Genomic DNA, 23,974 nt, shown 5'->3' on the forward strand with positions numbered 1-23,974 from the left:
ACACGACGAAGACGAAAAGGGCAAGTTCACCGGAATTCTTGGGCCCCGGCTCAGCAGCGCGTCACTCGCGTGCTGCGCTGCGTCCGGGGCACGAGACCGACCGCCACACTTACTTCTGCGGCAGGTTCACCCGGATGTGCAGCTCGCGGAGCTGCTTCGTGGTGGCTTCCGACGGGGCGCCCATCAGGAGGTCCACAGCCTGCTGGTTCATCGGGAACAGCGAGATCTCGCGCAGATTCGTGGTGCCACAGAGCAGCATCACGATGCGGTCGACGCCGGCGGCCATACCGCCATGCGGCGGCGCGCCGTACTGGAAGGCGCGGTACATGCCGCCGAAGCGCTCGACCACTTCCTGTTCGCCGTAACCTGCGATCTCGAACGCCTTCACCATGGCTTCCGGCACGTGGTTGCGGATGCCGCCCGAGGCGATCTCGTAGCCGTTACAGGTGATGTCGTACTGGAACGCCTTGATGGTCAGCGGATCCTGCGACTTCAGCGCATCGAGCCCGCCCTGCGGCATCGAGAACGGGTTGTGCGAGAAGTCGACCTTCTTGTCGTCCTCGTTGTACTCGTACATCGGGAAGTCGACGATCCAGGCGAGCTCGAACCGCTCCTTGTCGGTGAGGTTCAATTCCTCGCCGACCTTGTTGCGGGCGAGACCTGAGAACTTCCAGAACTTGTCGGGGTCGCCGGCGACGAAGAAGGCGGCATCGCCTTCCTTGACGCCGAGCTGTGCACGGATCGCGGCGGTGCGCTCGGGCCCGATGTTGTTCGCGAGAGGACCTGCGCCCTCGCCGCCCTCGCGCCACATGATGTAGCCGAGGCCGGGCTGGCCCTCGCCCTGCGCCCACGAGTTCATGCGGTCGCAGAAGGCGCGGCTGCCGCCGCCCGGTGCCGGGATCGCCCAGACCTGGTTCTTGGGATCTTCGAGCATGCGCGCGAACACCTTGAAGCCGCTTCCGCGGAAATGCTCGGAGACGTCCTGCATCTCGATGGGATTGCGCAGGTCCGGCTTGTCGCTGCCGTACTTGCGCAACGCCTCGGCGAACGGAATCCGGCGCCAGCCCTTGGTGACCGGCTTGCCTTTCGCGAACTCCTCGAACACGCCGGTAATGACAGGCTCCATCGCCGCGAACACGTCTTCCTGCGTGACGAAGCTCATCTCGACGTCGAGCTGGTAGAACTCGCCGGGCAGACGATCGGCGCGCGGGTCCTCGTCGCGGAAGCAGGGCGCGATCTGGAAGTAGCGGTCGAAGCCGCTCATCATCAGCAGCTGCTTATACTGCTGCGGCGCCTGCGGCAGCGCGTAGAATTTTCCCGGATGGATGCGCGACGGGACGAGGAAGTCGCGCGCGCCTTCCGGCGAGGACGCGGTCAGGATCGGGGTGTTGAACTCGAAGAAGCCCTGCCCCTCCATGCGCCGGCGCATCGACTTGATGATCTCGACGCGGGTCATGATGTTCTGGTGCAGCTTCTCGCGGCGCAGGTCGAGGAAGCGGTACTTGAGGCGGATGTCTTCGGGATATTCCTGGTCGCCGAAAACCGGCAGCGGCAGGTCACCGGCCGGTCCCAGCACCTCGATCTCGCTGATGTAGACCTCGACCTTGCCGGTCGGCAGATCGTCGTTGTCGGTGCCCTCGGGGCGGCGGCGGACCTTGCCGTCCATCTTGACCACGAATTCCGAGCGCAGCTTTTCGGCCAGCGAGAACGCCGCCGAATCCGGATCGACCACGCATTGGGTCAGGCCGTAATGGTCGCGCAGGTCGATGAACAGCACGCCGCCATGGTCGCGGACGCGATGGACCCAGCCGGAGAGGCGGATGGTCTCGCCGATGTTGCTCTCGCGGAGCGCGCCGCATGTATGTGACCGGTAGCGATGCATGGTCGTCCCAAAATCGATGTCAAAAGGAGGCGAATCGAACGGCCTGAAACGACCGGTCCGAAGTTGCGGCAGGGTTTACCCGACGAGGACCAAGGCGGCAACCAAGGGAACGCCCTGTTTTGAACCCGAAGGGCCCATTTTTGGCTTATCACAGACCGAGCCTTTGCCATCAGGCGTTCCAGCCCTATCTTGAGCCCATGACGGTCCATTTCCCCTTCCAGAACTCCTATTCGGCGCTGCCGGACAACTTCTTCGCCCGCGTCGCGCCGACCCCGGTGGCCGCCCCTCGGCTGATCAAGCTGAACCGGCCGCTGGCGGTCCAGCTCGGGCTCGATCCTGATCTGCTGGAGACCCCCGAAGGCGCCGAGATCCTGGCCGGCAAGGCGGTTCCCGACGGAGCGGATCCGATCGCCATGGCCTATGCCGGGCACCAGTTCGGGCATTTCGTGCCGCAGCTCGGCGATGGCCGCGCCATCCTGCTCGGCGAGGTCATCGACAAAGACGGCGTCCGCCGCGACATCCAGCTCAAGGGCTCGGGCCCCACCCCGTTCTCCCGCCGCGGCGACGGCCGCGCCGCGCTCGGCCCGGTCTTGCGCGAATACATCGTCAGCGAGGCCATGTTTGCGCTGGGCATTCCCACCACACGCTCGCTCGCCGCGGTCGTTACCGGCGAGCACGTCATCCGCGAGACCGCGCTGCCCGGCGCGGTGCTGACCCGCGTCGCCTCCAGCCACATCCGCGTCGGCACCTTCCAGTTCTTCGCCGTCCGCCGCGACACCGAGGCGATCCGCCGGCTCGCCGATCACGTCATCACGCGCCATTATCCGGACCTGCTCCACGCCGAGCGGCCGTATCACGACCTGCTCGCCGCCGTGGTCGCGCGCCAGGCCGAGCTGATCGCGCGCTGGCTGCTGGTCGGCTTCATTCACGGCGTGATGAACACCGACAACAGCTCGATCTCGGGCGAGACCATCGACTACGGCCCGTGCGCCTTCATGGATTCCTACAATCCTGCCCAGGTGTTCTCCTCGATCGACGAGATGGGCCGCTACGCCTATGCCAACCAGCCGCGCATCGGGTTGTGGAATCTGACGCGCCTTGCCGAATGCCTGCTGCCGCTGTTCTCGGACGAGCAGGAGAAGGCGGTGGCCGAGGCGCAGGATATTCTCGGCGCCTTCTCGGACCAGTTCAGCGCCGCCTATCAGACCGGCCTGCGGCGGAAGGTCGGCCTGTTCACGGAGCGAGACGGCGACGATGCGCTGATCCAGGACCTGCTCGATGCCATGGCCAAGAACCAGGCCGACTTCACCCTCACCTTCCGCAAGCTGGGCGACGCCGCCGCCGATGACGGCGCCGACGTGCGCGCGCAATTCATGGAGCCCGCAGCCTTCGACGAATGGGCCGGCCGCTGGCGCGCGCGCATCGCGCTGGAGCCGCAGAGCGCAGCGGAGCGGCAGGCCGCCATGCACGCGGTCAACCCGATCTTCATCCCGCGCAACCACCGCGTCGAGGCCGTGATCCAGGCCGCGGTGAACGACGACAATTACGCGCCGTTCGAGGAAATGGTGAAGGTGCTGGCGAGGCCGTTCGAGGACCAACCGGAATACGCCGCGTACGCCGACCCGCCGCTGCCGGATCAGCGCGTGCTGCAGACGTTCTGTGGGACGTGAGGCGGGCTCCACCGCGCACCACCATCTCTAATTGATCAACTGCATGGATTGCGCTTTGCGCGGTCCATTCCCGTCCCGCACGCCCTGTGGACACGTTCCGCCCGCGGGAACCGCTGTCATCAAACTGAAACACACGCGCTCTAACCGCCTGTCAGGGTCGTCTTGCCGGAGACGTCCATCCTCCAACCGTCCCGACAGCGCGCCATGCCCTTCAAGTTCATCCACATCACCGACACGCATCTCGCGAACCCCGGCGCGATGCTCTACGGCCTCGATCCGCGCGCCCGGCTGGACGCGGCGATCGCCGACATCAACAAGCATCAGTTCGACGCTGCGTTTGCGGTCGTGACCGGCGACCTCACCCATTGGGGCGAGGCTGAATCCTACGCCAACTTCGCCGAGGCGATGGCGGCGCTGAAGATTCCCTACATCGCGATGGTCGGCAATCACGACAAGCGCGTCACCTGCCTGGACGCGCTGAAAGCCGCGCCGCGCGATGCCAACGGCTTCGTGCAGGGCACGCGCACCACCGAGCATGGCCTGTTCGTCTTCCTCGACACGCTGGACGAGACCAGCCATGCCGGCGAGATGTGCGCAAGGCGCCTCGGCTGGCTGGCGAGCACGCTCGCGGCCGCTCCCGACGACCAGGAATTCGTCGTGTTCATGCACCATCCGCCCTTTCCGGTCGGCGTCCACGCCATGGACGAGATCGCGCTCAAGCAGAGCGCCGAATTCGCGGAAGTCATCGCGCCCTATCGCGCACGCATCCGCCACCTGTTCTTCGGTCATGTGCACCGGCCGATCTTCGGCAGCTACGGCAAGATCCCGTTCTCGACGCTGCGCGGGACCAACCACCAGGTCTGGTTCGAACTCGACGTCGCGGCCAGCGAGCATCTCGCCAGCCACGAGCCGCCGGCCTATGGCGTCGTGCTGATCGACGACGAGAACGTCGTCGTGCACAGCCACGATTTCCTCGACCAAAGTCTGCGCTTCCCCTTCGAGCCGCCGGCAGGAGTGGACGGCCGCGACTACGCGCTCAATTTCCGGGCGCGATGAGATGAGCCTCGCTGAACCCGCGGCTCTCCCGGTCGCGACGTCGGCGGCACCGCGTCTACACGTCCTGAAACGGTTCACGAGCCGCTTCAAGGCCTCGCTGCCGGCCTATCTGCTGCTCCTGCCCTCGCTGGTCTTCCTCGCGCTGTTCACCTATGGCGCGATGGGGCGCGTGCTGATCGATGCGCTCTATCAGCGTGCGACGCCGAAGGCGCCGGTGCGTTTCGTCGGCTTTGAGAACATCAGCGCGGTGCTCGCCGACCCCGCCTTCGCAGGCGCCGTCTTCAACAATTTGATCTACGCCTTCGGCACGGCGGTGCCGAGCATTGCGCTTGCGCTGTTGTTCGCGCTGGCGCTGTCGCGCACCCATGCGGTGAACAGCGCGCTGCGTGCCGCGCTGTTCCTGCCGGTGCTGATTCCGATGGTCGCGGCATCCGCGCTGTTCCTGTTCATCTTCCTGCCGAATGTCGGCCTGCTCGACTATTACATCGGCCGGCTGCTGCCGGTGCTGCCGAACTGGCTCGGCGATCCCGACATCGCGCTCTATGCGATCATGGTCATCACGATCTGGAAGAATGCCGGCTATTACATGCTGTTCTTCCTCGCCGGCCTCCAGGCCGTACCCGAGGACGTGATGGAGGCCGCGCATCTCGACGGCGCCGGCCCGTATCGGCGGCTGCGCCACATCATCCTGCCGGAGCTGAAGCCGACCTTCCTGTTCGTCACCGTCATCGCCACGCTGAATGCGGTGACGCAGGTCGACCACGTCTTCGTCATGACCCAGGGCGGGCCGTCGAATGCGACCAACCTCGTGCTGTTCTACATCTACCAGCAGGCGGTCGAGCATTACGACATCGGCAAGGCCTCGGCCGCGACGCTGCTGACGCTGGCCGCACTGATGGCCCTCACCGCACTGTCCTTCCGCACCATGGCGAACCGCGAGGGCGGGCCATGAAGCTGTTTGATACGCTGTGGAAGGACGCCCCGCTCGCCACCCGCGGCGAGATCACGCCCAAGCTTGGTTTTGCGCTGACCGTGCTGCTCGCGGTCATCTGGCTGATCCCCTTCCTGTGGATGGTCGTCGCGACGCTGCGGCCGGCGTCCGACGGCATCAACGCCATGGCCGAGCTGATGCCGAGCCTCAAACCCACGCTCGACAATGTCAGAGATGCCTGGGAGATCGGTGACTTCCCGCGCTACACGCTCAATACCACCATCATCTGCACCGGCATCCTCCTGGTGCAGTTCGTCACGATCACGCTGGCGGGCTTTGCCTTCGCGCGCCTGGATTTCGCCGGCAAGACGCCGATCTTCTACCTGTTCCTGATGCAGCTGATGCTGGTGCCGGTGCTGCTGATCGTGCCGAACCTGTCGCTAGTGGCGCAGCTCGGCCTCTACGACACGCTCACCGGCGTGATGATGCCGTTCTTCGCCTCCGCCTTCGGCACCTTCCTGATGCGTCAGGCGTTCGAAGCCATTCCGACCGAGCTGGAGGACGCCGCCCTGATCGACGGCGCCGGTCTGTTCCAGCGCATCCGCCACATCTACGTGCCGCTGTCTATGCCGAGCTTCTCGGCCTTCGCCATCATCTCTGTGACCAGCCACTGGAACGACTTCCTGTGGCCGCTGATGGTGATCAATTCGCCGGACAAGCGCCCGCTCACGATCGGCCTCTCCGTTTTCACCAAGACCGCCGAAGGCACGCAGGCCTGGGGCACGATCGCCGCGGGTACGCTCATGGTGATCGCGCCTCTGCTCGTCGCTTTCCTGATCTTCCAGAAACGCTTCATCAGCTCTTTCGTCACCTCAGGCATCAAATAGGAGATTTTCCGATGCTGTTCTCCCGCAGGCTCATGCTCGGCCTTGCCATGGTAGGCACCATGGCAGGCGCCCTCGCCGTCCCGGCCAAGGCCGAAGGTCCGACCGAGGTCGACCTGTTCTTCCCCGTCCCCGTCGACGGCAAGCTCGCCCGCGACATGGGCACCCTGATCAAGGAGTTCAACGAGACTCATCCCAACGTCAAGGCGACTGCCGTCTACACCGGCTCCTATGACGACACGCTGATCAAGACGCGCGCAGCGATCAAGGCCGGCAAGCCGCCGGCCGCCGTGATCATGTCGGCGAACTTCCTGCTCGACATGCAGATCGAGAACGAGCTCACCAATCTCGATGCGCTGATCAAGGCCGACGGCACCACCAAGGAGCAGTTCCTCGGCCAGTTCTTCCCGGCGCTGCACGGCAATGCCGTGATCAACCGCTCGGTCTACGGCGTGCCGTTCCACAACTCGACGCCGCTGCTCTACATCAACGCCGACAAGGCCAAGGAAGCAGGCCTTGATCCGAGCAAGCCGCCGCAGACCTGGGCCGAGCTCACCGACTGGGCCAAGAAGCTGACCAAGCGCGAGGGCGACAAGGTGACCCAATGGGGCATCGCGATCCCCTGCGCCTACGATTATTGCGGCTGGATGATGGAAACGCTCACCATGAGCAATGGCGGCCGCTACTACAACGAGGAGTTCGGCGGCGAGGTCTATTACGACACGCCCTCGATGCTGGGTGCACTGACCTGGTGGAACGACCTCATCTACAAGCACAAGGTCCACACGCCCGGCGCCACGCCCGGCCCTGCCGTGAGCACCTCCTTCATCTCGGGCAATGCCGCGATGATGATGCTGTCGACGGGCTCGCTCACCTACGTGCGCGACAACGCCAAGTTCGCCTACAAGGTCGCCTTCATTCCGCGCAACGTCCGCAACGCGGTGCCGATCGGCGGCGCCTCGCTGATCATGCCGGCCGGCTTAGAGGCCGACAAGCAGAAGGCCGCCTGGACGCTGATCAAGTGGATGACCTCGCCCGAGAAGAGCGGCTGGTGGAGCCGCGCCACCGGCTATTTCGCGCCGAACATGGCCGCCTACAAGACGCCCGAGATGGTCGAATTCCTGGGCAAGAACCCGGACGCCAAGACCGCCGTCGAGCAGCTCGACGTCGCAAAGCCCTGGTTTGCGACCTACAAGACCGTCCCGGTGCGCAAGAACCTCGAGGACGAGGTGATGCTGGTCCTCAACGGCAAGAAGCAGCCAAAGGAAGCCCTCGCCGCCGCCCAGAAGGCCGCCGACGAGACGCTGAAGCCGTACAATGCGGAGACGTCGCTGAAGCTGCCGTAAGGGGCTGTACGATTTCGAACCGAATACGCATCTCGTAGGGTGGGCAAAGGCGCATAGCGCCGTGCCCACCATCTACCTCTCAACTCTGTTGATCGATGGTGGGCACGCTTCGCTTTGCCCACCCTACGAAGCACCGCTCACGAAAGACACTTCATCAGATCGTCACCACGATCTTGCCGAACTGATCGTTCGACTCCAGAAACCGATGCGCTTCGACGATGTCCTCGAAGCGGAACGTCCTGGCGATGACCGGCTGCAACGTGCGATCCGACAGCCCGTCGAGAATGTACGCCTTCGCCCGTGCGAGGCGCGCGGGATCGCGGATGATCTCGTGCACGAGGTAGCCGCGCAACACCAGGCTTTTCGTCAACACGTTGAAGAGCGGAAACGGCGTCGGCTCAGGACTCAATCCACCATATTCGATCAGGATTCCGCCCGGCGACATGGTCGCGGTCAGCGGCTCGAACGCGGGACCACCGACGGCGTCGAAGACGACGCGGACCCCGTTAGATCCGGCGATCGCCTCCAGCCGCGCCCGAATGTCGTCTTCGTCCGAGGCGACGACATGGGCCGCGCCGGCATCGCGCAAGGCCCGAAGCTTGGCCGAGGTCCGCGTCAGCGCGACCGCCGTCGCGCCGACCCGGTTCGCAATCTGAATCGCCGCGAGCCCGACGCTGCTGGATGCAGCGGTGATGGCAACGATGTCCCCTCGGCCAAGCCGGGCGATATCAACCAAAGCGCCGTAGGCCGTCAGATACTGCATCCACACGGCCGCCGCCTTCTTGAAGCCGAGCTCCGGCGGATGTTTCACGATGAGTTCGGCCGGAAACGTCGCGAGCTCGGCATGGGCCGGCCATCGCACCATCGACAGCGGCGGCACGATGCTCACGATATCGCCCGGCACAAAGCTCGTCACTTCGTGCCCGACCGCTTCGACGATGCCGGCCGCCTCGAGACCCAGCCCAGATGGAAATGTCGCGCGCTCGATATAGGTCCCCCTTCGCAACAAGGCCTCGGCGCGATTGAGGCCGAGTGCCTTGACCCGGATCTGCACCTCGCCCGTCGCCGGTGGCGGAACATCGATGGTTTCGATGCGCAGCACGTCGGGACCACCATGGTGATGAAAGCGAACGGCGCGGGCCATGGATGCACTCCAAAACAGTTGAACTGAATAGAGCTATGCCGATCCGTGCGAAGAGGATAAATCGCCCAAGCAAGCCAACAGTCGAAACCAGGAGTTTTCAATCATGGATCGCCTGACCAGCATGGCCGTCTTCGTCAGGGCCGTCGATCTCGGCTCGTTCGCGGCTGCGGCCGATGCCCTGGAGATGTCGGGGCCGATGGTTGGCAAGCACGTCCGTTTCCTCGAAGAGCGCCTCGGGGCACGGCTCCTCAACCGCACCACGCGGCGCCAGAGCCTCACCGACGCCGGCCAGGCCTACTACGAACGCTGCCGCGCGGTGCTGAGCGAGGCCGAAGCCGCAGATAGCGTCGTTGCCGACCAGTTGTCGGAGCCGCGCGGCAGGCTGCGCGTCACCATGCCGGCCCTGCTGGGACGGCACTGCATTGCGCCGTTGCTGATGAAGCTCGCGCGGAAATATCCGCATCTCGAACTCGACCTCTCGTTTGGTGATCCGATTGCCGACATCGTCGAGGCCGGCTACGATCTGGCAATCCGAACCGGCGATCTCGACGACCAGTCCGGCCTGATCGCACGGCGCATCGCAAGCCAGCGCATGGTGGTATGTGGCGCGCGGTCGTATTTGCGCACGAGCCGCAAGCCGAAATCGCTCGACGATCTCGCCGCCCATCAAGCGATCATCTATCGCGGCTCAGGGCGTGTCCGGCCGTGGCTCTTTCCGCAGGAGGGCGGGCCTCCGCGCGAGATCATGCCATCGGGCCGGCTCCGACTCGACGACCTGGAGGCGATTGCCGATGCCGCGGCACAAGGCATGGGTCTCGCCTGGCTACCCTATTGGCTGGTCCGCGAACGCCTCGACACGGGTGCGCTGGTCAATCTCTTCAGCAATCAGCCTCAATTCCTCTACGAGTGCCACGCTCTCTGGCCGCGCTCACCCCGGCTGCCGCCGAAGGTGCGCGCTGCCGTGGACATCCTCGCGACCGGCTTGCCGAAGCTGATGACGTGACCATGGCTGCGCCCAATTAACTCCTCGTCCACCATCCGCCCCGGCCCGCCGCCGGTAACCATCGCAATTAACAGACCCTCAACGCACCCCCGACAAATCTATCAATGTTTCTGGAGATTTCGCCGTGGATCTGTTGGTTTTCGAGTTCCTGGGATTGGCCTTGGTCGCCATGTGCGTGATCGTGGTGGCGCTGCCCTGCGCCCGCAAATCCTCGGACCGGATCCGTTACGAATAGGAATTTCGTCGGAAAGAGACGATTCCGGCCCGATGCAAGGCTCGAATTCGCTTAGAGCCCCTTGACATCACAGCACTTTCGGCGGAACGGCTGATACCAAGTGTCATGGGCCGTTCATGGATTTAATTACCACCACCGCTGACCTCGCGGCTGCCTGCAGCCGGCTGGCCAAGCACCCCGTCATAACAGTCGATACCGAATTCCTGCGCGAGACCACTTACTACCCGCTGCTGTGCGTGGTGCAGATGGCCAGCGCCGAGGAAGCCGTGGTCATCGACACCCTGGCCGAGGGGATCGATCTCAAGCCGTTCTTCGAGCTGATGGGCAACGAGGGCGTGCTCAAGGTGTTTCACGCCGCCCGCCAGGACATTGAGATCATCTGGCACCAGGCGGGCATCATCCCGCACCCGGTGTTCGACACCCAGGTGGCTGCGATGGTGCTCGGTTACGGCGACAGCATCGCCTATGACGCGCTGGTCGAGAAGGTCACCGGCCACCGCCCGGACAAGACCCACCGCTTCACCGACTGGTCGCGCCGGCCGCTAACCAAGGAGCAGATGCATTACGCGGTCTCCGACGTCACCCATCTGCGCGACGTGTTCGCCGCGCTCGACGCCGACCTGAAGAAGCGCCGCCGCAGCGAATGGGTCTCCATCGAGATGGAGGTCCTGACCTCGCCCCGCACCTATGACTTCCATCCCGAGCGCGCCTGGGAGCGGCTGAAGACGCGGGTCCGCAAGCCCAAGGACCTCGCGGTGCTGATGGAGGTCGCGGCCTGGCGCGAACAGGAGGCGCAGAGCCGCGACGTGCCGCGCGGCCGCGTGCTGCGCGACGAAGCCGTCACCGACATCGCGACCCACGCGCCGACCACGCTGGAGAAGCTCGCCCATCTGCGCTCGGTGCCGAAGGGGTTCGAGAAATCCAAATGGGGCGCGGACATCATCGCAGCGGTCGAGCGCGGGCTGGCGCGGGACTTCTCGAAGCTGCCCAAGCTGGAGAAACCGCGCAACAATTCCAACGGCGCCGCCATCGTCGAGCTGTTGAAGGTGCTGTTGCGGATGACCGCCGAGCGCCACGCAGTCGCAAGCAAGGTGATCGCGACCGTCGACGATCTCGAAGAGATCGCGGCGGACGATGAGGCCGACGTGCCCGCCTTGCGCGGTTGGCGCCGCGAGCTGTTCGGCGACGCCGCGCTGAAGCTCAAGCGCGGCGAGCTCGCGCTCGCGATCGAGAAAGGCCGCGTGATCGGGGTGCAGCGGGCGTAGGGGCACGCTGCCGCGCCGATTTCCCGTCATTGCGAGCCAACGGGTCCGCGCGAAGCGCGGGCCGATGACAGGTTCAGGGAAGCAATCCAGAATCCCTCGTCGGAAACAGTCTGGATTGCTTCGTCGCAAGAGCTCCTCGCAATGACGACGGAGAGAGCGACGAAGCCTTACGCCGGCGTCAGCTTCGCCACTTCGCTCTTCATGTCGTTCAACACGCCGGAGATCGCGTCCACCAGTTCGTCGATCTGGGCCTTGGTCGTGATCAGCGGCGGGCAGATGGCGATGGCATCGAGCATGTTGCGCGAGATCACGCCACGCTCCTGGAGCATGCGGCTGGCGATGCCGCCGACGGCGCCCGGCGTCGTGGCGGCGGTCTTGCGCGCCTTGTCGAGCACGAGCTCGAGCGCGGCAATCATGCCGACGCCGCGAACCTCGCCGACCAGCGGGTGGCTGGCGAGTTCACGCAAGCGGCCCTGCATGTAGCCACCGAGCTCGGCCGCGTGTGCGACGAGGCCGCGCTCCTCGATGATCTTGAGGTTCTCCAGCGCAATCGCCGAGCCGACCGGATGGCCGCCCGCGGTGAAGCCGTGGCCGAGCACGCCGATCTTGTTGCTCTCGTCCGCGATCGGCTCGAACATGCGGTCGTTCAGGATGATCGCCGAGAGCGGGAAATAGCTCGATGTGATCTGCTTGGAGACGACGATCGCATCGGGCTTGATGCCGTAGGTCTCGCAGCCGAACATCTTGCCAGTGCGGCCGAAACCGCAGATCACCTCGTCGGCGACCAGGAGGATGTCGTACTTCTTCAGGACCTTCTGGATCTTGTCCCAATAGGTCGCCGGCGGCACCACGACACCGCCCGCCCCCATCACCGGCTCGCCGAAGAACGCCGCGATCGTATCCGGCCCTTCCTTCTGGATCAGGGCGTCGAGCTCCTCGGCCCGGCGCGTGGCGAAGGCTTCCTCGCTCTCGCCCGGGGCGCCGTCCTTGTAGAAGTGCGGCGAGCCCGTATGCAGGATGTTCGGCAGCGGCAGGTCGAACGAGCGGTGGTTGTTCGGCAGGCCCGTGAGGCTGGCGGATGCGATGGTGACGCCGTGATAGGCACGCAGGCGGCTGATCACCTTCTTGCGCTGCGGTTGGCCGAGCGCGTTGGAGCGATAAGCGATCAGCTTCAACACGGTGTCGTTCGCTTCCGAGCCGGAATTGGTGAAGAACACCTTGCTCATGGGCACCGGCGCGAGCGCGACCAGCTTCTCGGCGAGGTCGATCGAGGGACCGTGCGATTTGGCGGAGAACGTATGGTAGAACGGCAGCGCCTGCATCTGCTTGTGCGCCGCCTCGACCAGTCGCTTCTCGTTGAAGCCGAGCCCGACGCTCCACAGGCCCGCCATCGCTTCGAAATAGCGCTTGCCCGACGCGTCGAAGACGTAAGGCCCCTCGCCGCGCTCGATCACCAGCGGACCGGCCTGCTGATGCGTGCGCGCATTGGTGTAGGGATGGAGCTGATAGGCTACATCCCGGGCCTCTTGCGAATTGGGCAGCATGGACATTTGATGATCCCTAAAAGCGTCACGCCGCCGGCGGGCCGGCGTCATCACTCGATGGCGAGTACTTGTCTCAAGTACTTGGCTATTGCCACGACGCAAAACTTGCAATGCCAATTCGTCGGCGGCAAGCGCTCAGCAGCGATGCACAAAGCCGCATATGACAGGACCGCGGATCGCAGAATCCGGCTGGGCAGCTCTCACGCCGCGCCGTCGTCGTTCGCTTCGTCGGTGGCGGAAACGGCTTCCCTCACTTCCATCAGCGCCATCGAGAGCAAGTAGACAGTCGTGGGCAGCCCAAGCCTGCGCGCCTTCTCGGCGGCATGCGACAGATCGCTCGCCAGCTCCTTGAGCTCATCTCCCCGCGACAATTCTCAACCCCATCGACCGGCCGCGGCCGCCTACACCGCAACGGCGCCGCTGGTTCTGATCAGTTCGGCGCTGGACTGGACTGTAGCAAAATTCGCAATGACATCCACTACCGCATGCCGGTAGGCCGCGGCATCGTCCGTGCCCGGCTGCCGGCAAGCCACCGCGTCGGTGATCACATGGTAGCGATGACTGCGGTGAAACCCCTCGACGGCAGTGGCCAGGATGGTCTCGTCCAGGGAAAAGCCGATCAGGATGCAGCGTGTGGTGCGGATAGCGGACATGTGGCCGCCAAACCGCGACGAGCTGTAGGCGGACGGCAGCGGGTGCTCGAACGTCATCTCGCCCGGTTGTGGCCTGGTCTCCGCGATCCAATCGGTCAGCCTGGATGACGGATTGAACCAGGCCGCCTGCGCGATGCGCTTCAGATGCATCACCGGCCATAGATTGCTGCGCCACAGCGTCAGGAGTTCCAGGCAGCGCGCCGTCGTCACATCGCCGTCGCGGATGACGTGGCGGCGGCCGGGGGTCAGGTACTCGACCTGAAGATCCGCACAGACCAGGATCGGCGGATCATCGTGCATTGAAACCAGCATCGAGTTGCGCGCAGCTGCACCGGTTTCAGCGGTCGGCGAGCGCGAGGTCCCGCAGCGGCGAGGTCACCGCCCGCCCGGCCGAGGCATCGAGCACGCCAGGACGGTCCCAATCGCCCTCGGGACGAATGATCACATAGGGATCGCTGTCCAGCGTGATGGCGTCCGGGCCCGGCTCGATCTCCAGCAGCATCTCCGTGTAGGAGAAATCCGAGAACGTGATCTTGCGGTTGTGACCGAGCGGCTTAGCGCCGAAATGGGCCCAGAAATCGACCAGCCGGTCCTGCGCCTGGCCGTAGATCTTGCGAAAGCCCTTGCGCTTCACATAATCGACACTGGCCTGAACCAGCTTGAACGAGACGCGCGAGCGCCGATATTGGTGACGCACCGCAAGCCGCTCCACCTTGGCGAAATCGCCGAAGAAGCGCACCCGCAGGCAGCCCGCAGGCTCGTTGCCGACGAAGCCGATGAAATGCGCCGCGACCATGTCGTTGCCGTCGAACTCCTCCTCGAACGGACAATCCTGCTCGGCGAGGTAGACCGCCGAGCGGATGGCGGTCACCAGCATGAGATCGCTTGGGTCGCGCGCGAGGCGGATGGTGATGGCGCGGGAACAGGGCTTGGCGACTGGAATCCTAGTACCGTGCATCTGCAAAGCTCCTTGATTGGATGACCGCTCCCGGCATGCGCATCGGCTGTCGATGCCAGGGCCGCTCGTAGCACCAAAGGTCGGGCTGGAAGCTCGGGACGGGCGCAAAGCCTGTCGCCTTCATGATGTCGCGTCCGGCCACCGTTGACGGCTGCGCATAGCAATCCGCACCGCGAAACCTTATCTGCCGCAGATGAGCCGCGGCCTTACCGAGACCGGCGATGCCGCGGCCCGTCGCCGCGATCGCCCAGATGTAGATGGCAGCGACGTCTTCGTCTGCCGATGCGAGATAACGCGTCTCGGGCGCGGTGAGGCAAATCTCGTCGAGCAGCAGCGCGTCATGTCCACGGTCATTGAGAAACAGGAAGGCCATGCCGCCGACGAGCTTGCCTTTGCGGCTGAATGTCAGGATGCTCTGGGGATCGAAGACGTAATATTTGGCAAGCTCCGCCGTCCCGATCTGCACACCCGGCACCAGCCGGTGCGCCATCTCCGAAAGCGCTCCAATTTCGGAAAATTGCGCACAGCGGACGTCGACGTCCGGGCTCAACGGCAAGGCATCGAAATCATGCCTTGCGGCAAACGTGCCCCTTTCCATACTCATGTCGCGCCTCTATCGTTCGAGGCTTTCATGCCCCGCTACGACGAGCTTAGCGGTTGGGGATCAGGAGTATGCAGCAGTTATTGCACCGGGGTGCTGCGATGATGCAGCACCGTGAAGAAGCCCTGGGCGCGTCCTGGGATGATTTGAAGCTGTTTTTAGCGTGCGCAAAATTTAAAAGTTTTCGGAATGCCGCCGAAGAGCTCGGCCTCACCTCCACCACGCTGATGCGCCGCATCGACCGGCTCGAGGAGAGCATTGGGTGCAAGCTGTTCCTGCGCGACCAGAGCGGGCTGACGCTCAGCGATGAAGGCGCCGCGATGATCGCCGACGTCACGCATATGGAGCGTCATGCCTTCAACGTCTTCCGCCGCGCCGCGCGGTCCTCGAACGACACCTCGGGCACCGTTCGCGTCGCGGTGACCGAGGGCCCCGGCAATTTCTGGATCCTGCCGCGGCTGATCGACTTCCAGAAGACCTACCGCAAGATCACGGTCGATCTGCGCTGCGCGATGGAGCAGGCCGACGTCGCGCGGCTCGAATCCGATATCGCCATCCAGCTCGAGCCGCCGACCAATCCCGATCTGATCGTCGCCAAGCTCGGCCGCCTCCACATCTATCCCTTCGTCTCCAAGGAGTATGAAAGCCTCTACGGCGTGCCGGCAACGCTCGCCGAATTGAACAATCACCGCATCATCAAGCAGAGCGCGCCGCAGGTCGACGACGGCGCCTATGCCCGCGTGCTCGGGCTGAAGTCGCTCGAAGGCATCGTCGGGATCAAGACCAATTCGTCGGTGGGCGTGCTCTACGCGGTGGAGCGCGGCGCCGGCATCGGCTTCCTGCCGACGGTGTCGATCGCGCTCGGTGCGCCGCTCGTTGCGGTCGATCTCGGCGTCAGCCATCACGCCGATCTCTGGCTCACCTATCACAAGGAGTTCCGCAGCTCCGAGCGGCACAAGATCGTGGTCGACTGGCTGAAGAAGATCTTCGATGCCAGGACCTATCCCTGCTTCCGCGACGAGTTCATCCATCCGAACGCGCTGGTGCCGATGATGACGGCGGCGCGCGAGGGCTTTGGCCTGGCGGGATACGTGGCGACGGCGCCGACTTAACGCAGGCGAGCGTCAACTCACCATTTGTATTCGAAGCCGAGCGTGCCCTGGTGCGAGGTGAGCTCTTTGCGGAATTTGCCGTCGTAATTGACGTAGAGCCTCGCCACGTTGGTCAGGCTGAGCGAAGCCGAGGCGCCGGCATCCGCGCCGTAACGGCTCTCGCCGATGCCGGGGACGATGATGTTCTGGGCGCCCAGGCTGACCTGGATGGTTCCGAGGTCTTGGTGGAAATTGTCGACGAACTTGCCGTAGGCCGAGAGGTCGAGGATTTTCTGGTCGATGATGAAGTAGCGGCCGACCTCGGCCCCGATCATGACGCGCGCGCGCGAGAGGGCCGACGAGCCGACGTTGAGCGGATCGAGCCCGCCGGTCTCCTGGAACGCAGCGCTGGTGGCGCGCACATATTCCAGCGCGCCCTTGGGCACGATGCGCATCTCGTCCTTGGTCCAGTAATAGCTGATCTCGGTCAGCGCGCCGTCCACGGCGGCGCGATAGCCCGCGGTCGCAAGGCCAAGGCCGGTATCGCGGCTGGAATGGACCTTGCCGAAGCCGTGCACCACCGCAAAGGCCCAGGTCCACGGGCCCTTGTCGACGGAGCCGCTGAAGCCGAGCTGGGTCAGATCGAGGGTTGCCGATTGCAGCGCCAGCGGCACGTCGATGTCGGTGTGGCTGTGGTCGACGGAGAATCCGATGTTGACGCCGGGTGCGAGCCGCGCGCCAAAGCCGGCAACGCCGCCGAAGGTCTTGCGCTTGTCGCCGACGAAGTCGCCTTGCGCATCGGTGCGGACCGAAAGGCCATAGCCCTCGAACCAGGTGCGGTAGCGCGGATCTTCCGCAGCCGCCGAGGCGCCGCCGCCGCCGGGATTGGTGCGGAACACACGGTTGACGCCGCCGGATGCCTGATTGCCGAGCCGCTCCAGGAAGCCCGAGCCGAAACTGAGCATGCTGTTGCCGGCTGACTGATTTTGATTGGTCGAGGTCGGCGACGGAATTGGGGTCGGTGACGGCGTGGGTGTCGGCGTGGGCGTCGGGGTCGGTGTGGGCGTGCTTTGCGCGAAGCCGGGCGTCACGGCCGCCATCGTCACGACCAGTGCAAACGCCATCGCGAGCGCAGCCACGATCCGGCGGATGCGGGTGAGCCCGATCGTCTGCCGTGTCCCGGAGAGCTGCGCGGCGCAGCGCATGACGATGAATCCCGAAAGCGAAGTGGCGGCGCGCAAAAATGCAACAATGTCTGCGGCGCTTGCGACGATTTGTGCCGAACTGCCACGAGGGGTCAACCGGTTGGCGCATAACGGCCGAGGCTATTGCACCGATTGTGGTTCTGCTGCCACAGGTGGCAAACTTGCGCTTGACGGCACCCGGCTTGGTCTTGAAATCCGCGCGCGGCTTGCTAGCCGGCGAATTTCATGTTGCAATATCGGTCACAATCGGAATTGACCGTTTGCTGTGCGTTTCGCGACATTGCGCCTCAAGACTCGAACAGACTTCCGGGAGCCGTTTGTGGCGTGGCACGCGAAAAAGCGGCCGCGTCGTTTTTATATCTAGTGGAGGAGACGAGCGATGCCGCAAAAGGGCACCGTCAAATGGTTCAACCCGACAAAGGGCTATGGGTTCATCAAGCCGAATGGCAGCGACAAGGACGTGTTCGTCCACATCTCCGCCGTCGAGCGTGCCGGACTTTCCACCCTCAACGAGAACCAGGTGGTTGAATTCGACCTCGTGGAGAACCGCGGCAAGTCGTCCGCGGAGAATCTCAAGGTCTCCTGATCTTTCTCGCCGCAGGCGAGAGATCATGACGTTGCCCCCGGCTCTGCCGGGGGGTTTTGTTTGGGACGCGCGGATGATCTACGTCGACGACTTCCGAAGTCGCTCGAGGCTTTCTTCCCAAGGCATCGAGGTTGGAAGTTGGTGAATGCGGCCGTCTCGATCGACAAAAATGGGGCCGTTTCCTGCGAGCCGGGCACTTGGTTTACCGGTCTCGACGAATTCTCGGGTGTTGTAGAAAAAGACCCACCCTTCATCGATCTCGATGGCCTGCCCCGACAGCATCAGGTCTTCCGCGCATGCCTGACCGACCCGAACAACCTCGGTGTTAGCAAGCGCCAAGGCGTCTTCCGGCGACATCAGCCGTGCACCACCGGCGCGATCAGAAAATTCTCCGAGGGCCCGCTGCCGTCCGTCCTGCACACATCGCCCTCGATCCGGACCTTGCCGGTTGCGAGCAGCCGCAGCGCTTCGGGATAGATCCGGTGCTCAACCTCTAGGATTCGTTCCGAGAGCGTATCTCCCGTGTCGTGGTCGCTGACGGGAACCGCGCCCTGCATCACGATCGGGCCGGCGTCGGTCTCGGGGATGACGAAGTGCACCGTCGCGCCGGAGAGCTTGACGCCGGCGCGCAGGGCCTGGCCGTGCGGGTCGAGCCCGGGGAATGACGGCAACAGCGAGGGATGGATGTTGAGCATCCGCCCGTACCAGGCTTTTGTGAACTCGGCCGTGAACAGGCGCATGAAGCCGCCCAGACAAATCAGCTCGATGCCGTGCTTGTCGAGCGCGGCCTGCAGCACCGTCTCGAAGCCGGCGCGGTCCTTGCCGAACGGCTTGCTCTCGATCACCTCGGTCGTGACCCCGCTCGCCCTCGCGCGTTCGAGTCCGGGCGCATCGGCCTTGTTCGAAATGACGAGCGAGATCTCCGCCGGGAAATCCGCGGCAGCGGCTGCCCTGATCAGCGCGGCCATGTTGGAGCCGCGCCCGGAGATCAGAATGGCGACGCGGCGCTTCATCACAGCGCCAGTCATCACAGTGCCATGTCGAGGTGGCCGTTATAGACGACGCGGTGCTCGCCCTCGGCGGGAATGACGGTGCCGAGCTGCGCCACGGTCTCGCCGGCGTCGGTGAAGACTTCCACGACCTTGTCGACCTTGTCGGGCTCGACGATCGCGATCATGCCGATGCCGCAATTGAAGGTGCGCAGCATTTCAAGCTCGGCGATGCCGGCTTGCGCCGCCAGCCATTTGAACACCGGCAGCACCGGCAGGCGTGCCAGGTCGATGCCGACACCGAGATGCTTCGGCAGCACGCGCGGGATGTTGTCGGTGAAGCCGCCGCCGGTGATGTGGGCAAGCCCCTTCACCGCGCCGGTCTCGCGGATCGCGCGCAGGCAGGATTTGACGTAGAGCCTGGTCGGCGTCAGCAGCGCGCCGCCGAGCGTCATCACCGGCGCGAACGGCGCCTGCGCCGAGAAGCCGAGGCCGGACTGCTCGACGATCTTGCGGACCAGCGAGAAGCCGTTGGAATGCACGCCGGACGAAGCGAGACCGATCACGGCGTCGCCCGCGGCGATGTCCTTGCGCGGCAACAAGGTACCGCGCTCGGCGGCGCCGACCGCAAAGCCGCCGAGATCGTAATCGCCGTCCTTGTAGAGGCCGGGCATCTCGGCGGTCTCCCCGCCGATCAAAGCGCAGCCGGATTCGCGGCATCCCTCCGCAACGCCCGCGACGATGGCGGCCGTGGCCTCGGGGTCGAGCTTGCCGCAGGCGAAATAGTCCAGGAAAAACAGCGGCTCGGCGCCCTGCACCACGAGGTCGTTGACGCTCATGGCGACGAGGTCGATGCCGATGCCGCCATGCAGGCCGGTCTCGATCGCGATCTTGACCTTGGTGCCGACGCCGTCGGTCGCGGCCACCAGGACCGGGTCCTTGAAGCCGGCCGCCTTGAGGTCGAACAGGCCGCCGAAGCCGCCGATCTCGGCATCGGCGCCCGGCCGCGCCGTGGCGCGCACCATCGGCTTGATCAGGTCGACCAGGCGGTTGCCCGCGTCGATATCGACGCCTGAATCGGCGTAAGTGAGGCCGTTTTTGCGGTCGGTCATGCCCGATTTCCAGTGGGTTTGCGGCTGGTTACGTCGAATTCCGGGGACGCGCAATGGCTCGCATGGCGTTCCCCGCTATACTATGTAGACATATCAACCGGTTCAGCCTGCCACGGGCCGGATTTGAGGTCAGAACCGGTGCCGGGAAGCGCTGCGTGAGTATTCCGAATATCATTACCCTGGGCCGCATCATGCTGGTCCCGATCATCGTCTGGGCCATCGTGTCGAGCCAAATGGAGGTGGCGTTCGCCGTCTTCCTGATCGCCGGCATCAGCGATGCCGTGGACGGCTTTTTGGCCAAGCGCTTCAACATGACGAGCGAGCTCGGCGCGCTGCTCGATCCGCTCGCCGACAAAGCGCTGCTGGTCTCGATCTACATGGCGCTCGGCATCTGGGGCGCGATCCCGCGCTGGATCGTGATCCTGGTGGTCTCGCGCGACATCATGATTGTCGCCGCCGTGATCGTGTCCTGGCTGTTCGACCGGCCGGTCGAGATGAAGCCGTCGAAAGTCTCCAAGCTCAACACGGTGGCACAAGTAGCGTTCGCAGCTTTGGTGCTGGCGGCGCTTGCCTTCGGCTTCAAGCCCGCGCCTTATGATATCATCCTGATGGGTCTCGTCACGGTCTTCACGCTCTCCTCCGTGTCGCTCTATCTCGTCGAGTGGCTGCGGCACATGAGCACGATCGAGGCCAAATGAGCGGGGAAGCGGCCCAGCAAAAGGCCAAGTCCCGCACCATCAAGTCGAATCTCTACAAGCGGGCCGGCGCGCCGGCATGGAGCAGAGCAAGCGTGGCAGGCCGCGTTCATCCCCGACAATTGGCGTTTGCGCTTCCGCATGCGGAGAGCCTCAGCCGGGACAACTTCCTCGAGGGCCCCGCCAATGCGGCCGGTCTCGGCCTCATCGACGGCTGGCCGGAATGGCCGAACCGGATCATGTCGCTGGCGGGCCCGGAGGGAAGCGGCAAGAGCCATCTCGCCGCGATCTGGGCCGAGGAAGCTGGCGCCCGCTCGACCACCGCCAATGCGCTGACCGCGACGGACGTGCCCGGCGCGCTCGCCACCGGCGCGCTGGTGGTCGAGGATGTCAAGGCGGGGGACTTCGACGAGCGTGCCCTGTTTCACCTGATGAACCTCGCCCGCGAGGACGGCGCCTACGTCCTGTTCACCGGCCGCGAGGCGCCGGCCGCGCTTCCGATCGAGCTTCGCGACCTGCGCTCGCGCCTGCGGGCCGTTCCGGCGGTCACGCTGATGCCGCCCGACGACCAGCTGTTCCGCGGCCTCATCGTCAAGTTCTGCGCCGACCGCCAGCTCAATGTGGACGAGAGCGTGGTCGGCTACCTCGCGACGCGCCTGGAACGGTCCTCGGCCGCCGCCCGGCGGGCCGTCGAGCTGCTCGACAGCGAAGCCCTGCGGCTCGGCCGTCCCGTCACCCGGGCGCTGGCCGCCGAGCTGCTCCGGGACGCCTGACCGGCTCGCAGGCCTCCCCGAAGTCCGCTTGACGCGGCGCGGGGGCGGAACATCAATGTCATCGAAACGTCATCGCTCTAACACATGCTCCCGCCGATTTTTGCGCTTGAGTCGCAATTGGGGTGAACTGGATGGACCGACTTCTGATGGACTCTGCGCAAGCTGTTGAAACGAAAGAGAAAGCCCCGGAATCCGAGAGCCTTCCGGCGATCGCGTCCAGTCCCGAGCGGTTCATCAACCGCGAGCTGTCCTGGCTGCATTTCAACCGCCGCGTCCTGGAGGAATCGGTCAACCCGAGCCACCCCGTGCTGGAGCGGGTGCGATTCCTGTCGATTTCGGCCAATAACCTCGACGAGTTCTTCATGGTTCGCGTCGCCGGCATCAAGGCCCAGGTCCGCGAGGGCATCGCCGAGCGCAGCCCCGACGGCCTGACGCCGTCCGAGCAGCTCGCGCTGATCAACCGCACCGTCTCCCAGCTCGCCTCCGACCAGCAGGCGATCTGGCGCGACCTGCGCGCCACGTTGGCCGAGGTCGGCATCGTGCTGGTGGACGGCAAGGACGTCAGCAAGGCAGAACGGACCTGGATCGAGGACTACTTCCTCCATAACGTGTTCCCTCTCCTGACCCCGCTCGCGATCGATCCGGCCCACCCCTTCCCGTTCATTCCGAGCCTCGGCTTCACCATCGCGCTGCAGCTCACGCGCGCCGCCGACGGCAAGCAGATGAACGCGCTGATCCGCATGCCCGGCAAGATCGACCGCTTCATCCGCCTGCCGGCGGATGGCACGGTGCGCCTGATCTCGCTGGAGCAGGCCACCGCCCTGTTCATCAACCGCCTGTTCCCCGGCTACAATCTGCACGGCCAAGGCGCCTTCCGGATCATCCGCGACTCCGAGCTCGAAATCGAGGAGGAGGCCGAAGATCTCGTCCGCCTGTTCGAGACCGCGCTGAAGCGCCGCCGCCGCGGATCGGTGATCCGGCTCGAGATCGACGCCAAGATGCCGGAGCAGCTGCGCAGCTTCGTGCAGCACGCGCTCTCCGCCGCCGACGACGAGATCTTCCTGGTCGACGGCGTGCAGGCGATGAACGAGCTCTCGCAGCTCACCCGCCTCGACCGGCCCGACCTCGAATTCACCCCTTACGTGCCGCGCCACCCCGAACGCGTGCGCGAGCATGGCGGCGACATCTTCGCCGCGATCCGGCAGAAGGACCTCATCGTCCACCATCCCTACGAGTCGTTCGACGTCGTCGTGCAATTCCTGCAGCAGGCCACGCGCGACCCCGACGTCGTTGCGATCAAGCAGACGCTCTACCGCACCTCCAACAATTCACCGATCGTGCGCGCGCTGGCCGAAGCGGCCGAAGCCGGCAAATCAGTCACCGCGCTGATCGAGCTGAAAGCGCGGTTCGACGAAGAAGCCAACATCCGCTGGGCCCGCGATCTCGAACGCGCCGGCGTGCAGGTCGTCTACGGCTTCCTCGAATTGAAGACGCACGCGAAGCTCTCGATGGTGGTGCGCCGCGAGGGCGGCAGCCTGACGACTTACGTCCATACCGGCACCGGCAATTATCACCCGGTCACCGCGCGCATCTACACCGACCTCTCCTACTTCACCTCGGACCCGACGATCGGCCGCGATGCCGCGCGCGTGTTCAATTTCATCACCGGCTATGCCGCGCCGAGCGATCTGGAAAAGATGGCGGTGTCGCCGCTGACCTTGCGCAAGCGCATCATCGAGCACATCCAAGGCGAGACCGCACATGCGCGGCATGGCCGTCCCGGCGCGGTCTGGATGAAGATGAACGCGCTGGTCGATCCCGACATCATCGACGCGCTCTACGAGGCCTCGCAGGCCGGTGTCCAGGTCGAGCTCGTGGTGCGCGGCATCTGCTGCCTCAGGCCCGGCATTCCCGGTCTGTCGGAGAACATCCGCGTCAAGTCGATCATCGGCCGCTTCCTGGAACATGGCCGAATCTACTGCTTCGGCATGGGCCAGGGACTGCCGAGCGCGAAAGCGGCTGTGTATATCTCGTCCGCCGACATGATGCCGCGCAACCTCGACCGCCGCGTCGAGGTGCTGTGTCCGCTGCAAAATCCGACGGTGCATCAGCAGGTTCTCGAACAGATCATGGTCGCGAACCTGAAGGACAATGAGCAGAGCTGGCAGTTGTTGCCGGATGGGTCTTCAACGCGTATGAAGACCGCGAAGGGCGAGGAGCCTTTCAACGTCCACAACTACTTCATGACGAATCCGAGTCTGTCTGGCCGTGGAAAGTCGCTCAAGGAATCCTCGCCGCGTCGTCTCACGCGCCGGAACGAACGTCATCAATCCTGATCGGGGATTTGCGAC

Annotated in this window: 24 protein-coding genes; 13 read left to right on the forward strand and 11 right to left on the reverse strand. The window is 64.7% G+C overall.

All coding sequences use genetic code 11. The features are described 5' to 3' along the window. Positions 1-109: 109 nt before the first annotated feature. Complete coding sequence (gene aspS, locus ABIA45_RS10910; RefSeq protein WP_404652010.1) at positions 110-1,882, reverse strand: aspartate--tRNA ligase; 1,773 nt, start codon at positions 1,880-1,882, stop codon at positions 110-112. Positions 1,883-2,079: 197 nt separating this feature from the next. Here aspS and ABIA45_RS10915 point away from each other — a divergent pair, with 197 nt between their 5' ends. The 5 genes from ABIA45_RS10915 (at position 2,080) to ABIA45_RS10935 (ending at position 7,769) form a co-directional block, all read left to right on the forward strand. After that, positions 2,080-3,552: a YdiU family protein gene (locus ABIA45_RS10915; RefSeq protein WP_404652011.1), complete on the forward strand. Its 1,473-nt coding sequence runs from the start codon at positions 2,080-2,082 to the stop codon at positions 3,550-3,552. 204 nt (positions 3,553-3,756) lie between these two features. Continuing rightward, complete coding sequence (locus ABIA45_RS10920; protein ID WP_404652013.1) at positions 3,757-4,608, forward strand: phosphodiesterase; 852 nt, start codon at positions 3,757-3,759, stop codon at positions 4,606-4,608. Between the two features lies 1 nt (position 4,609). Continuing rightward, entirely contained in the window at positions 4,610-5,560 is a 951-nt protein-coding gene (locus tag ABIA45_RS10925; RefSeq protein ID WP_271546950.1) for a carbohydrate ABC transporter permease, read from the forward strand. Further along, on the forward strand, positions 5,557-6,426 hold the full coding sequence (locus ABIA45_RS10930) for a carbohydrate ABC transporter permease (RefSeq protein ID WP_404652015.1): 870 nt from the start codon (positions 5,557-5,559) through the stop codon (positions 6,424-6,426). Before ABIA45_RS10925 ends, ABIA45_RS10930 begins: the two co-directional genes overlap by 4 nt. A gap of 11 nt (positions 6,427-6,437) precedes the next feature. After that, positions 6,438-7,769 (forward strand): ABC transporter substrate-binding protein, encoded by a 1,332-nt coding sequence (locus ABIA45_RS10935; protein WP_225171258.1) that lies wholly within the window; start codon positions 6,438-6,440, stop codon positions 7,767-7,769. Positions 7,770-7,923: 154 nt separating this feature from the next. Here ABIA45_RS10935 and ABIA45_RS10940 read toward each other — a convergent pair whose 3' ends face one another. Continuing rightward, positions 7,924-8,913: a zinc-dependent alcohol dehydrogenase family protein gene (locus tag ABIA45_RS10940; RefSeq protein ID WP_404652016.1), complete on the reverse strand. Its 990-nt coding sequence runs from the start codon at positions 8,911-8,913 to the stop codon at positions 7,924-7,926. Positions 8,914-9,016: 103 nt separating this feature from the next. On the opposite strand from ABIA45_RS10940, the gene ABIA45_RS10945 reads away from it, so the two are divergent. After that, positions 9,017-9,916, forward strand: coding sequence for a LysR family transcriptional regulator (locus ABIA45_RS10945; RefSeq protein WP_404652017.1), 900 nt, complete (start codon positions 9,017-9,019; stop codon positions 9,914-9,916). A gap of 351 nt (positions 9,917-10,267) precedes the next feature. Next, positions 10,268-11,416: a ribonuclease D gene (gene rnd / locus ABIA45_RS10950; RefSeq protein ID WP_036000537.1), complete on the forward strand. Its 1,149-nt coding sequence runs from the start codon at positions 10,268-10,270 to the stop codon at positions 11,414-11,416. Between the two features lie 167 nt (positions 11,417-11,583). Here rnd and ABIA45_RS10955 read toward each other — a convergent pair whose 3' ends face one another. The 5 genes from ABIA45_RS10955 to ABIA45_RS10975 form a co-directional block, all read right to left on the reverse strand. Next, complete coding sequence (locus ABIA45_RS10955) at positions 11,584-12,966, reverse strand: aspartate aminotransferase family protein (protein ID WP_036022740.1); 1,383 nt, start codon at positions 12,964-12,966, stop codon at positions 11,584-11,586. 194 nt (positions 12,967-13,160) lie between these two features. Continuing rightward, entirely contained in the window at positions 13,161-13,331 is a 171-nt protein-coding gene (locus tag ABIA45_RS10960) for a hypothetical protein (protein ID WP_198399795.1), read from the reverse strand. Between the two features lie 30 nt (positions 13,332-13,361). Beyond that, positions 13,362-13,925: an isochorismatase family protein gene (locus ABIA45_RS10965; RefSeq protein WP_404652020.1), complete on the reverse strand. Its 564-nt coding sequence runs from the start codon at positions 13,923-13,925 to the stop codon at positions 13,362-13,364. A 25-nt stretch (positions 13,926-13,950) separates the two neighbouring features. Beyond that, positions 13,951-14,571, reverse strand: a complete 621-nt coding sequence (locus ABIA45_RS10970; protein WP_036000546.1) for a GNAT family N-acetyltransferase — start codon at positions 14,569-14,571, stop codon at positions 13,951-13,953. Continuing rightward, on the reverse strand, positions 14,558-15,175 hold the full coding sequence (locus ABIA45_RS10975) for a hypothetical protein (protein WP_198399794.1): 618 nt from the start codon (positions 15,173-15,175) through the stop codon (positions 14,558-14,560). Before ABIA45_RS10975 ends, ABIA45_RS10970 begins: the two co-directional genes overlap by 14 nt. 68 nt (positions 15,176-15,243) lie before the next feature. Between ABIA45_RS10975 and ABIA45_RS10980 the strand changes: the two genes are divergently transcribed. Then, positions 15,244-16,284, forward strand: coding sequence for a LysR family transcriptional regulator (locus tag ABIA45_RS10980; protein WP_036000552.1), 1,041 nt, complete (start codon positions 15,244-15,246; stop codon positions 16,282-16,284). A gap of 17 nt (positions 16,285-16,301) precedes the next feature. Here the strand turns inward: ABIA45_RS10980 and ABIA45_RS10985 are convergent, their stop codons facing one another. After that, positions 16,302-17,468, reverse strand: coding sequence for an autotransporter outer membrane beta-barrel domain-containing protein (locus ABIA45_RS10985; RefSeq protein ID WP_271546966.1), 1,167 nt, complete (start codon positions 17,466-17,468; stop codon positions 16,302-16,304). Between ABIA45_RS10985 and ABIA45_RS10990 the strand changes: the two genes are divergently transcribed. Next, a complete protein-coding gene (locus tag ABIA45_RS10990; protein WP_271546968.1) occupies positions 17,467-17,724 on the forward strand; it encodes a hypothetical protein in 258 nt (85 codons plus the stop codon). The genes ABIA45_RS10985 and ABIA45_RS10990 overlap by 2 nt on opposite strands. A gap of 123 nt (positions 17,725-17,847) precedes the next feature. Then, positions 17,848-18,054, forward strand: a complete 207-nt coding sequence (locus tag ABIA45_RS10995) for a cold-shock protein (RefSeq protein ID WP_027576280.1) — start codon at positions 17,848-17,850, stop codon at positions 18,052-18,054. Between the two features lie 78 nt (positions 18,055-18,132). Here the strand turns inward: ABIA45_RS10995 and ABIA45_RS11000 are convergent, their stop codons facing one another. The 3 genes from ABIA45_RS11000 to purM are packed head-to-tail and all read right to left on the reverse strand — an operon-like array spanning position 18,133 to position 20,155. Continuing rightward, a complete protein-coding gene (locus ABIA45_RS11000; RefSeq protein WP_271546970.1) occupies positions 18,133-18,411 on the reverse strand; it encodes a YrhB domain-containing protein in 279 nt (92 codons plus the stop codon). Further along, on the reverse strand, positions 18,411-19,067 hold the full coding sequence (gene purN / locus ABIA45_RS11005; protein WP_271546972.1) for a phosphoribosylglycinamide formyltransferase: 657 nt from the start codon (positions 19,065-19,067) through the stop codon (positions 18,411-18,413). The genes ABIA45_RS11000 and purN overlap by 1 nt, the downstream gene beginning before the upstream one ends. A gap of 14 nt (positions 19,068-19,081) precedes the next feature. Then, the gene (gene purM / locus ABIA45_RS11010; RefSeq protein ID WP_271546974.1) at positions 19,082-20,155 is read right to left on the reverse strand and encodes a phosphoribosylformylglycinamidine cyclo-ligase; all 1,074 of its coding nucleotides are present in this window, start codon (positions 20,153-20,155) and stop codon (positions 19,082-19,084) included. 155 nt (positions 20,156-20,310) lie between these two features. On the opposite strand from purM, the gene ABIA45_RS11015 reads away from it, so the two are divergent. From ABIA45_RS11015 to ABIA45_RS11025, 3 genes are all read left to right on the forward strand, one after another. Then, positions 20,311-20,853, forward strand: coding sequence for a CDP-alcohol phosphatidyltransferase family protein (locus ABIA45_RS11015; RefSeq protein ID WP_025035876.1), 543 nt, complete (start codon positions 20,311-20,313; stop codon positions 20,851-20,853). Positions 20,854-20,945: 92 nt separating this feature from the next. After that, positions 20,946-21,623: a chromosomal replication initiator DnaA gene (locus ABIA45_RS11020; RefSeq protein ID WP_404655652.1), complete on the forward strand. Its 678-nt coding sequence runs from the start codon at positions 20,946-20,948 to the stop codon at positions 21,621-21,623. A 146-nt stretch (positions 21,624-21,769) separates the two neighbouring features. Further along, the gene (locus tag ABIA45_RS11025) at positions 21,770-23,959 is read left to right on the forward strand and encodes an RNA degradosome polyphosphate kinase (RefSeq protein ID WP_198399804.1); all 2,190 of its coding nucleotides are present in this window, start codon (positions 21,770-21,772) and stop codon (positions 23,957-23,959) included. Positions 23,960-23,974: the final 15 nt, after the last annotated feature.

The sequence above is a fragment of the Bradyrhizobium sp. USDA 336 genome (genome assembly GCF_044908355.1).
In the GTDB taxonomy this organism is placed as follows: Bacteria; Pseudomonadota; Alphaproteobacteria; order Rhizobiales; family Xanthobacteraceae; genus Bradyrhizobium; species Bradyrhizobium yuanmingense.